At 67.0% G+C, this 13,595-nt stretch carries 12 protein-coding genes and 1 pseudogene; 10 read left to right on the forward strand and 3 right to left on the reverse strand.

The window, feature by feature from the left end; genetic code table 11:
• Positions 1–446 precede the first annotated feature (446 nt).
• The 6 genes from ACTWQF_RS30700 (at position 447) to ACTWQF_RS30725 (ending at position 5,947) form a co-directional block, all read left to right on the forward strand.
• Entirely contained in the window at positions 447–1,676 is a 1,230-nt protein-coding gene (locus tag ACTWQF_RS30700) for a hypothetical protein (protein WP_443282994.1), read from the forward strand.
• Position 1,677: 1 nt separating this feature from the next.
• Positions 1,678–2,430, forward strand: coding sequence for a hypothetical protein (locus ACTWQF_RS30705; RefSeq protein ID WP_443282995.1), 753 nt, complete (start codon positions 1,678–1,680; stop codon positions 2,428–2,430).
• A 460-nt stretch (positions 2,431–2,890) separates the two neighbouring features.
• Positions 2,891–4,432, forward strand: coding sequence for a hypothetical protein (locus ACTWQF_RS30710; RefSeq protein ID WP_443282996.1), 1,542 nt, complete (start codon positions 2,891–2,893; stop codon positions 4,430–4,432).
• 50 nt (positions 4,433–4,482) lie between these two features.
• On the forward strand, positions 4,483–5,016 hold the full coding sequence (locus tag ACTWQF_RS30715) for a hypothetical protein (protein ID WP_443282997.1): 534 nt from the start codon (positions 4,483–4,485) through the stop codon (positions 5,014–5,016).
• Positions 5,017–5,033: 17 nt separating this feature from the next.
• Complete coding sequence (locus ACTWQF_RS30720) at positions 5,034–5,525, forward strand: hypothetical protein (RefSeq protein ID WP_443282998.1); 492 nt, start codon at positions 5,034–5,036, stop codon at positions 5,523–5,525.
• A gap of 215 nt (positions 5,526–5,740) precedes the next feature.
• Positions 5,741–5,947, forward strand: a complete 207-nt coding sequence (locus ACTWQF_RS30725; protein WP_443282999.1) for a hypothetical protein — start codon at positions 5,741–5,743, stop codon at positions 5,945–5,947.
• 1,065 nt (positions 5,948–7,012) lie between these two features.
• On the opposite strand, the pseudogene ACTWQF_RS30730 reads toward ACTWQF_RS30725, so the two are convergent.
• The 3 genes and pseudogenes from ACTWQF_RS30730 to ACTWQF_RS30740 all read right to left on the reverse strand — a co-directional run.
• Positions 7,013–7,565 (reverse strand): annotated as a pseudogene (locus ACTWQF_RS30730) (transposase); the annotation flags it as partial.
• A 95-nt stretch (positions 7,566–7,660) separates the two neighbouring features.
• Positions 7,661–8,779, reverse strand: a complete 1,119-nt coding sequence (locus tag ACTWQF_RS30735; protein WP_443283000.1) for a fatty acid desaturase family protein — start codon at positions 8,777–8,779, stop codon at positions 7,661–7,663.
• Between the two features lie 7 nt (positions 8,780–8,786).
• A complete protein-coding gene (locus tag ACTWQF_RS30740) occupies positions 8,787–9,842 on the reverse strand; it encodes a ferredoxin reductase (RefSeq protein WP_443283001.1) in 1,056 nt (351 codons plus the stop codon).
• An 87-nt stretch (positions 9,843–9,929) separates the two neighbouring features.
• Here ACTWQF_RS30740 and ACTWQF_RS30745 point away from each other — a divergent pair, with 87 nt between their 5' ends.
• The 4 genes from ACTWQF_RS30745 to ACTWQF_RS30760 all read left to right on the forward strand — a co-directional run bounded on the left by ACTWQF_RS30745 (position 9,930) and on the right by ACTWQF_RS30760 (position 13,068).
• A complete protein-coding gene (locus ACTWQF_RS30745) occupies positions 9,930–11,069 on the forward strand; it encodes a PucR family transcriptional regulator (protein ID WP_443283002.1) in 1,140 nt (379 codons plus the stop codon).
• Positions 11,070–11,633: 564 nt separating this feature from the next.
• Positions 11,634–11,972, forward strand: a complete 339-nt coding sequence (locus ACTWQF_RS30750) for a thioredoxin family protein (protein ID WP_443283003.1) — start codon at positions 11,634–11,636, stop codon at positions 11,970–11,972.
• A gap of 150 nt (positions 11,973–12,122) precedes the next feature.
• Entirely contained in the window at positions 12,123–12,326 is a 204-nt protein-coding gene (locus tag ACTWQF_RS30755; protein ID WP_443283004.1) for a hypothetical protein, read from the forward strand.
• Between the two features lie 175 nt (positions 12,327–12,501).
• Positions 12,502–13,068: a hypothetical protein gene (locus ACTWQF_RS30760; protein ID WP_443283005.1), complete on the forward strand. Its 567-nt coding sequence runs from the start codon at positions 12,502–12,504 to the stop codon at positions 13,066–13,068.
• Positions 13,069–13,595: the final 527 nt, after the last annotated feature.

Below are 13,595 nucleotides of genomic sequence, written 5' to 3' on the forward strand. Positions count from 1 at the left end.
TGAATCGAAGCCCGAAAGATCTACCGCCTCCCCGACTAGTCCGGAGACGCGGCTCCCGGTACCTGTTTCGTCGCCTGAACAGCCGGGCGAGCCCAAGATTTCCCCGTCTCCGGACAGAGCGGCGCCGTTTCGGAAGCAACTGGGGTACGAGCTGCGAAGGAAGACCCTGAAGCTGGCGGGAGCCCAGGGGCACACGAAGGCCCGGTGCGGTCAGGTTGAACCTGAGAAAGGCGCTACGACGGCGTGCACACCTCGCCGAGCAGCTCCGCACACCCCCCGTACAGCAGAATCCGTTGCCCGTTGTCGAGCCGCCGTGAGAGCATCAAGGTTCAACGGTCCGTCTCCTTTCGTTTACGCTTCGCAACGCAAATGAAAGAGTGCGGGCCGTTGCCATGTCCACGGTTTTGAGCAATCCGCCAAGATCTGCGAATGACAGGTACCGTTTGATGTACACAACAGAGCCGACAGAAGCCCACATCGAGGATGCGGGCAACATCTTGGTTGCGCCTTCGATGTTGCAAGATAACGGCTTGATCAGAGACTTCTTCGGGTCCACAATCACGCCAGAGGACCTTGCTTCTGGTTCGCCCGACCTCGCGCAAAAGACCGTCTACCTGTGTGGCGATATATCCGGGATCAGCGGTCGTCAACTGCAGGCGGCGGCCCGGGTATTCGTTGTCCGGGAGCTGTCACACGGTTACCACGAGGACGTCGAAAAACCTTGGACCCTCGTCGGCCTCGGCCGGATCCCCATCCGCGTACACGGCGTCGGCGTGTACTACCGGCGCTTTTTCGGACTCGGCGACGATCACTTCGGACAGATCAGTGCGGAGCACACGTTCCAGTCCCTGACGGAGTCCACCAAGCCGGGAACAGCCCATCGCAGCGGAATCTATCTGACGCCCGTCACACGAATCGGTGACGAACTGCATTTCCGCCTGCTCCGGTGCTCCACGAACCTCTCGGGGCCGACCGAGAGCTTTCGCCCGACCGACACACGCATCGTCGAGGCTCTGAACCGCGAGGCCGCCGCCGTCTTCCGAAACCAGGCACCACTCAATCACGTCCTCGCTCAGATCTACCACAACACCCGCGCCACGACCGAGCGCAAGCAGTCCAAGGCCAAGATCTCGGCCCATGCCGACAAGACCAAGGACATGCCCGTCAATGGCATCATGGCCTTCTGCACCTTCTATGACCGGCTCGACAAGCTGCAGTCCCTGGCCGAAGACGCCTTCGACTACGGTGCGAAGGGTGTCAGCGGGCTGACCAAACTCCACTTTCGCCTCAAGGCCCCGACAGAAACACGCGACGGAGTCGCGCTCCCCCAACAGTTCACCCTGACCCTCCACCCCGGCTCCGTGTTCTTCATGCCGCTGTCCACCAACCGCCTGTATACGCACGAAATCCGGCCCTCGACGTTGGACGCCGAGTTGCTCCCGACCCGCCTGGGATACGTGGTGCGCTGTTCGAGCGCCGAAGCCGTTCACAAGAACGGCCACACGTTCCTCAAACTGGCCGGAGATTTGGTGAAGCTAGAGACACCCACACCGGCCGGCATGAACGAGCTGCGCAGACTGTACGCCGAGGAGAACAGGACCTCGTCCTTCATTGATTACGGCGACGAATTTCTCTTCAGTATGAATACGGGAGACTATGTTGCCCCCCGAGTCTAGGATGTCGGATGAGATCATCTCGTGCGCTTTGCCGACCGAGGAGAATCTCTTTGCGGAGCTGTCCACATCGGTTCGTTTGGAAGACGTAGGAAAAGGCCGGCGAGGCGCCGTGATAACCAAGATCGACGAGGCGGGTGGTGTGCCTCTCGTACGCACTACCACTCGATACAGCAGCCCGACGCAGCGTTTCCGGGCGGTGCACGAACGGCTGGCGCAACAGATTCAAGAACGTGCGGCGATTTCGGTCGAATTCAACAACGCTCTCATCGAGAACTACACGAACGCTTACAAAACCATGGGCAGCCATTCCGACCAAGCCCTCGACCTGGCCGACGAGTCGTTTATCGCTGTCTTCTCCTGCTACCAACACCCCGAAGCGAGCCCACCGAGGAAGCTGATCTTCGAATCAAAGGAGTCCGGTGGCGAGAAGTTCGAGATCCCCCTCGCTCACAACAGTATCGTCGCGTTTTCTGTCGACTTGAATCGGCGACTCAGGCACAAGATCGTACTGAACACACCCGTCCCGACGGCGGACAACCAATGGTTGGGTGTGACGTTTCGAACGTCAAAGACCTTCGTTCGATTTCACGACGGACATGTATACCTCCAGCAGGGTGCGCGCCTCATGTCGGCCGACGATGAGCAGAAGAGCGAGTTTTACCGACTACGGCGCCGTGAGAACAATGAAACGGACTTCATCTACCCTCTGCTGGCATACACCATCAGCGAGAGCGATCTGATGCCGCCCGTCTGACCTTGAGGGCTTTTGAACAACCCTCCTGGTCGCACTGGCTTTACGGGGACCAGCGCGACACCTTGCTGCAGCCCGCGCAATAGCACCCAGAACACATGGACTTGACAGGGAACACGACGGACGTTCCCTCAAGGAGTGGGGGCGGTGCAGTGAGTGCGGGATAGCCCATCGCCGGGCTGGGCGGCGGCATGGGAGAACGAGTAATCCGGACGGGTTGTACGCCGCCGATGTTGTGAGGAGGGGCAGCGCAGTGGGGCTGGATTGGGACCGGATCGGCACGGGGGACAGCGAGGCGCTGCTGCGGCCTCGGGACATCTACTCGGGGCTGGCCAATCGTCACGTGGCCGTATCTGCGGCATGAGAAGGGTGAGGTGCTGGACGAATGGTTCGACTACCGGCGCGATGACCGTGATGTGGTGATCACGCGGAACACTGGCGGGGAAAGACGGCAGTCGGTCTGTTGATCGCGCAGAGCACCATGCACGAGGGCGTCGGCAAGGCGGTGTACCTGGCGCCGGACAACTACCTGGCCAAGCAGGTCCGCGAGGAGGCCGCCCAGCTGGACGTCGCGACCACGGACGGGCCATACGATCCGGCGTTCCTCACTGCCCAGGCGGTGCTGGTGACGAACTACCAGAAACTGATCAACGGCAAGTCGGCCTTCGGGGCCGTCGGTGCCGGCAAGGAGCCGGTCGATCTGGGCATCGTTGTCGTCGACGATGCGCATGCTGCACTGGCGCGTACTGAGAGCCAGTTTCGGCTGCGGTTGCCCGTCGGACACGAGGCGTACGGGACGCTGTTGGAACTGTTCGCCGAGGATTTGCAGTATCGGTCGGCGAACGCCTGGAAGGAGCTTGAGGACGAGGACCCCCACGGCGCTGGCTCCGATCCCGTTCTGGGCGTGGGCCGACAAGCGCGGCGAGGTGCTGGAGATCCTGCGCCCCATCGGGACGAGCGGGAGTTCATGTTCGTGTGGCCGCTGATCGCCGAGGTGCTGCAACTGTCCACCGCGACGGCGACGTCGAAGGCGATCGAGATTCGGCCCTCGTGCACGCCGATCGACCGCATCCCGTCCCTTGTGCGGGCCCGCCGCAGGGTCTACCTGACCGCGACACTCGCCGACGACAGCGCGTTGGTCACCGACTTCGGTGCCGACCCGGCGCTTGTCGCCAAACTCGTCACGCCGGGCAGTGCGGCGGACCTCGGCGAGCGGATGATCCTGGCACCGGTGGCGCTCAATCCGGACCTGGACAACAAGGCCGTGCGAGTGCTGGCCCGCCAATTCGCCAACGGAAGGACCAGGGCGGGGACGGCGTTGCAGAGACGGATCCGGTCAACGTGGTGGTGCTGGTGCCCAGCGACCGGGTCGCCGCGACTTGGGCGCGCCTTACGCCGACCGCACCTGGTGGGTCGGCGACCTCGAGGCGGGCGTGAAGGAGCTCCAGGGCGGCCATGTCGGCCTGGTGGCCCTGGTCAACAAGTACGACGGCGTCAACCTCCCGGCCGGCGCATGCCGTCTGTTGATCCGTGCCTCGGCTTCGGGATGGGGAACGGATTCGACGCCAACGAGGTGATCGAAGCGGGACGGGGGCGACGCCGTGATCGCGGATCTGTGCACGACGAGCCGGGCCCGTTCGGAGAGCTGCCTGGGTACAGCTGGCCCGGTGGCTGCCCTGGACCGTGTAGGTGTCGCGAGGGTCAGCCGTTCATCTTGGGAGGAGACGGGTCGTACGACCTGCAACTGAACCGGTTTCTACGTGAGTTGCCGAGTTGGGGTGTGCGGGCCGAGAACAGCGTTCTGGGGTACGCCCGGGACGTGATGCTCTTTGTCCGGTTCCTGGAGACCTGCGGCATGGCAAGCCGATCTGGGCGTGCGACGGCGATGATCTGCGGGCTACAAACGGGTGCGGTTGTGGTGTGGCGGGCCGGGTGCTGTGGCGGTGGGGACGTGAAACCGGTCGGTGGCGGCGCTGGACAAGTGGGTGGCGTGGTCCGTTCCTGACCGCCGACCGGCTGCTGGTCAACCCCTGGCCCGGCCGCTCCGGACACGCGGTGGCCGGAGTGGTCCGCGACGCGGAGAACACCACCGAGCGCATCCCCCAGGAGATCATCGCTCCGCTCGTGAAAGGCGCCGTCTTCTACGTCACCACCGCCGGCCCCGACATCCTGGCCGCGCAGCACGAATACACCAGACTGACCGCCGCCCACCACACACCGCGGCCCTTCCGTGGCAACGGCTCCGCTCGGGCCCGGATCGAGGCGTATGTTGCCCAGCTGCGGGCCACCGGCCGCGGAGTTCCCGCCCTGCCCCAACGTCAGGCCCGCCGCCGCCCGAGCGTCCCCGTGATCAACGGAGCGCTGCAGGCACCCAACGCCGCGCTCGTCGCGCGCATGACCGGAGTGTCCGCCTCCGCCGAGGTCCGCCGGTACCTCACCGAGGCAGCCGCCGAGCTCGGCTACCAGGCTGGCGGCCTGCGATCCGCGCTGTCGATCTGGCCCGGCAGCGGACGTCCGCGGCGGCGGGCCTTGGCCCGATGGAACTGGCCGCCGAAGTGGTCCATATGCGCACGGCCTGCTGGATCGTGATCGCATACCTGTCCGGAATGAGGGACGCTGAAGTCCGGGAGCTCGCCCCCGACTGCGCGTTCACAGAGATCGGCCCGGACGGCCGTATCCGCCACAAGCTGCGCGGCAGGGTCCTCAAGGGCCGCAAGCTCTCCGGCGAGGAAGCCCAATGGGTCGTGCTCGGCATCGTCCACCAGGCCGTCGCGCTGCTCGCCACCGTCAACGACAACCCGACCCACCTGTTCGGCCACAAAGGCATGACCAGCAACAGACTTGTCCTGTTCGGCTCGGTCAACCTGCGTCTGAACGCCTTCCGTGACCACCTCAACGAGCTGTTCAGCACCCCGGACGCCCCCTACGTGCCGCTTCACACGGCCGCACCGTCGCCGTATATCGACACGCCCGCTCGCGATGAACCGCAGGGGGAGGAGGAACCTGTGCCGTGGCGGTTGACTACCCGGCAGTTCCGCTGCACCCTCGCCTGGCACATCGCGCACCAGCCGTTCGGCGTCGTCGCGGGCGCTCGGTAATACCAGCCTGCCGAACTGGCCCTGTTCGAAGGCTACGCGGGTACCTCGGCCTCCGGGTTTGCCGCCGAGGTCGCCGCCGAACGCGCCATCGCCCAGCTGGACTATGTCGAGGACCTCTACCGCGGGAACGACGGCCACCGCTCCAGCGGCGGAGCCGCGATCCGCGTCAACACCGAATTCGACCGCATCCGCCGTGAGTTGGGCGACCTGCCCGCGTGATCGCCAGCCCCACCCGGCTGCGCACCATGCTCCAGCAGCTGACCAAGCCCCTCCACCCTGGTGTCCTCAACGACTGCTTCTACCAGCCCGCCACCGCCGTCTGCGCCCAGCGCGCCAAGCATGCAGGCCGCCCGCTGCCCCTGCTCACCGTGTGCCTGACCTGCCGCAACGCCCGCCGCTCCAGCATCCACCTGCCCGACTGAAGATCGCCCGCACGCAAGCCGAACGCCCGTTGGACACCCCTGCGCACCTGTCCCGTTTGCAGGCTGCCGCCCTGACCACCCACGTTGAAGAGCTCGACCATGGCTATCGCCGCACTCGACCGCGTCGACGAAGACCCCGCCCATGACTGACCCGGCCGCGCTGCGCCTGCGGCACGCAATCGAACGGGCAGGCCTTCCCTTACGGCCCGGCGTCGACCAGGCCGTCTTTCATTGCCTTCGAGCGAATCGTTTCCGGACGGGGGCGTGGCGCGTCGGGTGCTTGGAGGAGCCCTTTAATGATCTTTGCCAGTGGCGAACGGTAGTAGGTGGCACGGGAGATGCCCGCTTCGGTGCACAGCGTGGTGACGGTGAGCGCGCCGTCGGTGCACTCGCGAGATCACCCGCCTCAAGCAGGCCGACCGCGAGCTGCGCTCCCGCCACACCACCGAGCGGCGGGAACTGGCCGCCACGATCACCGTCTACGCCAATCACATCCAGGCCCTGAACCTGCGCAACGCCGAACTCGAAGCGGAGAACACCACCCTGCGCGGGCAGCTCCGGCAAGTTGACAGCAACCTCACTTCTCTTCCGGTGACGCCTTGATCCTCAGCCCAGTGAACTGCGTGATTCGGGTCTGGCGGTGCGCTGACGGGCACGGCACCGCGTCATACCGCGTTGATTCGGGACGGTTGGCGAGACTCCGAAGTGTTCAGCATCCTGGAAGATGAATGGCGCGCGCTCACGCCATCTCCGCTCCCACCGCGCGGATGAATTGGTTTCGCCTCGTTCACTGTCCCGGGTTTCTTCGACCAGCTTGCCGCAGTCCCCTTGCCTGCTCATCACGATGATCAGCGCCCAGTGCAGGGTGTGCTTCGGAGTGCTGGGGCGGGCGCTCCACGGGCGAGTCACCGGGAGGTCGGTGGTTACGCTGTGGGTTCGCTGTAGTGATGGGAGGATGGGCCAGGCCCGGGGAATCGGGCGGCCTCTGGGTGGCGGTGGTCCGGGCGACCGTCAGTCCCTGTCCTTCTCGCGGGATGTCGGCCGGCCCGTCCGGCGGGACTGTCTGCGGGTGATGCGCCTGGTCATGAGCGTGATGGCGGCCCATGTGATCAGCGACTCCGAGTGCTGGATGAGCCGTTCGTAGTCGCGGGCATGGCGGCGGGCGTGCATGATCCAGGCCAGCGAGTGCTCGACCACCCAGCGGCGGGGCAGGATGACGAATCCTGGTGTGTTCTGCGGCCGGCTGACGGTCTTGAGCGTCAGGTTCAGGTGCTTCTTCGCCCAGGTCACGAGCTGTCCGGCATAGCCGGAGTCGGCCCAGACGATGGTGGTTTCCGGGTGCATCAGCCGCAGCCGGAACAGGACTTCCTTGGCCGCGTCGCGGTCGGTCATGTCGGCCGGGGTGACCAGGACAAACAGCGGCAGACCCTTGGTGTCCACGACCAGTGGCGCTTGCGGCCGTTGATCTTCTTCGCGCCGTCGTAGCCGCGAGAGTCCTTGCCGACGGTTTCTGCAGCCTTGACGGACTGGGAGTCGATGACGGTGGCGACCGCGCCGAGGGCCGGCCCATCGCGCGGCGGATGCGCTTGCGGAGCTGGTCACGGATCTGGCGGACGACGGTCTGATGTCGCGGCCGCCCACCGTCCGCAACGGATCTCACCGAACCCGGCGGTGCCGCCGGTACGGCCGAAAGATCTGAACCAATACCGGGAATCAGGCCGCGACGAGCTCCTGCTCGCGGTCCGGCGTCTTGGCCTTGGGCTTCTTGTTCGGCAGCGAGAGCCGGAAGACCTTGCGCCACGCGGAGAACACCTGCTTGGGCAGCGGCCCGGTGACGTACTCCAGCTCGTACTTCTCGAACAACGCGCGCACCTTCACCGCGACCTCGGCGTACCGGTTGCTCGGCAGGTCCGGGAACAGGTGGTGCTCGATCTGGTGCGACAGGTTGCCGGTCATGAAGTGCATGGCCCTGCTGCCGCTGATGTTCGCCGAGCCCATCATCTGGCGCAGGTACCACTGGCCGCGCGTCTCGCCCTTGATCGACCGGCGCTCGAAGACCTGCACGCCCTCGGGGAAGTGCCCGCACATGATCACCGAGTGGGACCAGATGTTGCGGACCAAGTTCGCGGTGAACGTGGCGGCGAGCGTGGTGAGGAACGACGGGCCCGACAGCAGCGGGTGGATCACGTAGTCCTTGAGCACCTGCTTGCGGATCTTACGGCCCACGGCCTTGGCCCGCGCGCGGAACTCCGGGTTCTTGCGGCGGCGCTTGTGCAGATTCTTGCCGAGCTCCAGGTCGTACGCTGCGATGCCGTACTCGAAGAAGCAGGCGTTGATGAAGTTCCACAGCGGCTGGCCGAGGTGGAACGGGTGCCACTTCTGGTCCTCGTCGACGCGCATGATGCCGTAGCCGAGGTCGTTGTCCTTGCCGATCACGTTGGTGTACGCGTGGTGCAGCTCGTTGTGCGAGTGCTTCCACTGGTCGGACGGCGAGACGTGATCCCATTCCCAGGTGGTGGAGTGGATCTTCGGGTCCCGCATCCAGTCCCACTGGCCGTGCAGGACGTTGTGGCCGATCTCCATGTTGTCCATGATCTTCGCCACGGACAGCCCGGCGGTGCCGAGCAGCCACGCGGGCGGGAAGATCGAGAACAGCAGCACGCCCCTGCTGACCAGCTCGAGCTTGCGCTGCGCCGAGATGACCTTACGGATGTAGGCGGCGTCTTTCTCGCCGCGGCTGGCGATCACCTCGTCGCGGATCGCGTCCAGCTCGCGGCCAAGCTCCTCGATCTGCTCCGCGGTCAGGTGGGCGGTGGGGTCGATGGCGGTCAAGGTGCTCCTACCGTTCGATGTCGCAGGGGCCCGCCGCGGCGGACACGCAGGTCTGGATGAGGACGCCCGGCTCGGCCTCGGTGATCTCGCCGGTGCGCAGGTCGCGGACGGCGCCCGCCTTGAGCGGCGTGACGCAGCCGAAGCAGATGCCCATGCGGCACCCGGAGGGCATGAGCACGCCGGCCTCCTCGCCGACGTCCAGCAACGGCGTGGCGCCGTCCGCGTCGACGGCCTTGCCGGTGGCGCTGAACGTGACCTCGCCGCCGTCACCGGCGACGACGATGCTGGGGCGGAAGCGTTCGGTGTGCAGGCGCTCTTGTACGCCGTGCTCGGTCCAGTGCTCTTCGGCGGCGTCGAGCAGGCCCGCGGGCCCGCAAGCCCAGGTCTCGCGCTCGGCCCAGTCGGGCACGAGTTCGTCGAGACGGGCGATGTCGAGCATGCCGTCTGTGTCGGTGTGCACCTCGGTGAGCCGCAGCTTCTTGTCCGCGACCAGGTCGTGCAGTTCGTTGCGGAAGATCACGTCTTGCGGCTGTGGCGCGCAGTGGACCATGACGACGTCGTCGAACTCGATGTCGCGCAGCATGCCCATCACGGGCGTGATGCCGCTGCCGGCCGTCAGGTAGAGCACCTTGGCGGGCTTGGCCTGCGGCAGCACGAAGTCACCGGTTGCCTGGTCGAGCTGGATCAGCGTGCCCGGTTTCGCCCTGCGGACCAGGTGGTTGCTGACCTTGCCGTCCGGGATCGCCTTCACGGTGATCGTGACGCGGCCGTCCTGGCGGTTTGTCGGCGAGGTGATGGAGTAGGCACGCCGCAGGCGCACCCCGTCGACGTCGACCCCGATCCGCACGTACTGACCGGCTGTGTGGCCGCGCCAGCCCCGTCCCGGCCTGATCACGATGGTCGCGGCGTCACCCGTCTCGGGGTGCACGGCCTCGATGCGCCCACGCAGGTCAGCGCCCGCACGCAGCGGGCTGACCAGGTCGAGGTAGTCCGACGGCAGCAGCGGCGTCGTCACCATCTCCAGCAGTTTCCACGCCCTGCTGCGGAGGGCTGCACTCGTCATGACTCCAGCTTGCTGCGCCTCAAGGCGTAAAGTCCTGACCGCAGGACGTAAATCTGATCGGCAGAATTGTTCGCAGGGAACAAAAACGTGAGCCATGCAATCCGGAGGGCCAGCGAACTGGCCCTGGATGAGACGACGGTCACCGCACTGCGGGCCGCGCTGAAGACCACCGCCGACGAGGTCGTCCAGGCGATCATCGACGAGGTCCCTCCCTACGCCAACGCCCTTTCGGGCCGTATGGGCGGCACCATCCGCCGAGCCGTCCGCACCGCCCTGGGGCACTACCTGGACCTCGCGAGCGGGAACGCCACAGGCGGCGACGCCGGTGACGCAGCCTACGAGCTGGGCCGCGGCGAGGTGCGCGACGGCCGTTCGATGGACGCCCTGCTCAGCGCCTACCGCGTCGGCGCCCGCGTGGCCTGGCGATGCCTGGCAGCGGGTGCTGTACCCGCAGGTCTGCCCGCCGCCGAGGTCGCCAAGTTCGCCGAGCTGACCTTCGCCTACATCGACGAGCTCTCCGCCGCGAGCGCCGCGGGCCACGCCGACGAACTGGCCGCCCGGGGCAGGGCCCACGAGCGCCACCTGGAACACCTGGCCCGCGACCTCCTCGCCGGCTCGAGCCCGGACGTGCTGCTGGCCTCTGTTCAACGGGCAGGGTGGCAGCCTCCGGTTTCGCTGACCGCGGTCCTGCTGCCCGCCGCCCAGGCCCGGCCTGCCTACCGCGCGCTCGACCCGAGCACCCTCGTCCTCGACGATCTGCCGGACGCCACCGGTGTGCTGCTCGTCCCCGATGCCGACCGATCACATCTCTTGCGGCAGCTGACCGACCGCACCGCCGTGGTCGGCCCGGCCAGGCCATGGACTCGTGCGTCCGCCTCGTACGCACGAGCCGTACGCGCGCGCTCCCTCTCCTCTGATATTCGCGACACCGAGGACCACCTGCCCGAGCTGGTGCTGAGCGCCGACGTGGACGCGTTCGCAGACCTGCGTGCCCGAGCCCTCGCACCGTTGCGGACCTTGCCTGTCGCGACCGCACGGCGGCTGGAGGAGACGTTGCGGGCGTGGCTGCTGCACCAGGGCAGGCGGGACGAGGTGGCGGCGGCGTTGTTCGTCCATCCCCAGACGGTCCGGTACCGGATGTCGCAGCTGCGGGAGCTCATTCCGGATCTCGCATCGCCACACCGGGTCCTTGAACTGACGCTGGCGGTCGGTCTTCGGGTCAGCTGACACGTACTTCGACCGTCCACGACCGCGTCCGTGAGCGGTCCAGGAATCGTGCCTCGTTCTCGGTGCCATCAGCTGGCTCATGCGGCCCGGGGAAGAGCGGTATTAGCCAGCTGAGACCGGGGGTTGATGTGAAGACCGGGCAAGGCCTCGGGAAGCCCGTCGGGGGGCGCTGTCTCTGAGAAGCGCGGTGGCGGATACGGCTCGACTGGATCCGGTGGACGATACGCACCGGCCCGCTCGTCGACGCGCTCATCGAGCATCTGGTCGGTGATCTGGGCCGTTATGCCCTGGAAAACGGCTTTCATATCGTCGTGGAGGGCGCTGTCCTGGCACGAACTGACCCACAGGCGCGCGGCGGGCTGCAGCTGGGTGACCGGCGGGGCGGCCAGGCCGGGTCACCAGGGGCCGGGGGACCGGGCCGCTCGCGCCGGGGACCACCGTGGTTCTGCGACGGCCCCGTGCCTCCCTTCCGACAGGTCAACCGGACGACCGACCGGGCCGGCCTGGCACACCGCGCGAGGGATGATGGGGATGGAATGACGGAACGTGAGGTCAGGAGCTTGCATGGCGAAGCGGGTTCACCGACCCCGTGAGGACGCGGAGTTCAATTTCATCCTCGGGATGAGCGGAGTTCCGGTCCTCGCGTACTTCACCGGGACATGGCCCAAGGCAATCGAGCCCTGCCGGGTGATGGACCTCGTCGTGGGTCGCATCGCCGACGACTACACGGGCCGCCTGACGGCCGTCCGCGCCGACATCACGCGTTGTCCGGCCGCAGCCGAGCGATTTGGGATCACCGGAGCCCCGTCCTACGTCCTGCTGCGGGAGGGAGCGGCGGTGGCGCACGGCACGGGGCCTATGACCATCGCCGAGGTACGGAAGTTCCTGGACGGCCACCTCTGAGCGGCCGCTGCGGCACGTGGCCGCGACGCCCGTCACGTCTCGTCTATCGGAGCTGCGCCGCCTGAGACACCTTGGGGCTGAGACACCCCCACAGGTCACAAAACCCCGTGGACGCGGTCCAGGCGAGCGCTGCGGGCCTGCCTCGGGCGGATGCCGCAGTGGACGCAGCGCAGCCGCCGGGCACTGGCGGAGGTGCGGCACGCCCCGCAGGGGACAATACGCCCGGAAGCCGTAGCGCTGCGCGAGGCGTTCGATCTGGCGGCCACCGGCCGGACCTCGGCCGCGGCCGACCGGGTGCAGCCGACCGGGTGCAGCGGGCGGCGAACGACCTCGGCGACCATGACACGGCGCTGAGGGGCTGGCTGCGGGAGCAGCAGGCCGCCTACCTGCACCTGGCCGACCGCGCCGCCGCCCAGCAGGTGCTGGCCAGTGCGTTGGATGACTACCAGTTCGTCCTGCGCCCCGTGAACGGAGCTGCTCTGGTACAGCTCAAAGCGGCCTGGCACAGGCGTGCGCCGCCGCGGAGTTCATGGCCGGCCACTACCGTGACGGCGTCAGCCTGCGGCTCGGGGGGCAGGCGCTGTTCGAGAGCGTGGTGTGGGGTGAGGAGGAGCGCCCCGACGACGCGGAGCGGGCCTGGGAGCGCCTGGGCTGCATCTCGGGTTCGCCAGCACGCCCGGAAAAGCAGTACGGCGCGGGCCCGGACAACCTGTGGGCGCTGTCACCGGCACGGCAGGCGGTGACCGAGCTGAAGACGGGATGTGTCACCGACACGATCGCGAAGAAGGACATCAACCAGCTCGGCGGCAGCGTCCGCTGGTTCAACGACCACAACCGGGAGGCGAAGGCCCTGCCCGTCATGCTGCACCCCAGCCGGTACAGCGAGAGCCAGGGCACCCCGCCGCAGGGTATGCGCATCGTGACACCGGCCAGGTTCGAGAAGCTGAAGGAAGCCGTGACGCAGTACGTGGCCGCGCTCGCCGCCAGCCCCGACCGCTGGCGAGACGAGCAGGCCGTCGGTGAGCAGTCGGCTCACCACAAGCTGAACGGTGACCGCTTCTTCTACACCTACGCCGAGCCGGTACGCCCCTCCTGACCGCTGCCGGCGTTGCGAACCGGCGGCGGCCTGCCGCTACGTCGGGCTGGCCGCCACCAGTTCACCGGAGCGCACGCGGATCACGCACAGGCCGTCCGAGGGGATGCCGACGGAGGGGATTTGTCAGCGGCGTCTGGTGAGCTGGCTGGTGCAGGACCGAGGATGCTTCCTACGGAGCGCGGGCCCCCGGCCCCGGCCCGCTACCCCCGTGATCACGGGTTTCCACAGGCCCCTGATGGTGCCGGCAGAGCTAGGGTGGCTCCGGCACCACCAGGACCTTCTTCATGTACCTTGCTCGGGGCTGGAGGCTGTCACGGTTCTCGGCCGTGTCCAGCCCCGGCCTGGACTTCTGGCTTCGCATCTGCAGGGGCTTGGTCGAGGTGGTCGACGAACCACTTCGGTCGGGTAGCCGGAGCGGGTTGCCCCGCTCCGGCCCCCTCAGAACCGGACGTGCCACTCGTCGCGGCATCCGGCTCAAGCGGGTCCCCAGAGCCTCGTTTTGTGGTCATGTTTGCTTGGTCCTTTTC

The sequence above is a fragment of the Streptomyces sp. 8N114 genome (genome assembly GCF_052245835.1).
Taxonomy (GTDB): domain Bacteria; phylum Actinomycetota; class Actinomycetes; order Streptomycetales; family Streptomycetaceae; genus Streptomyces.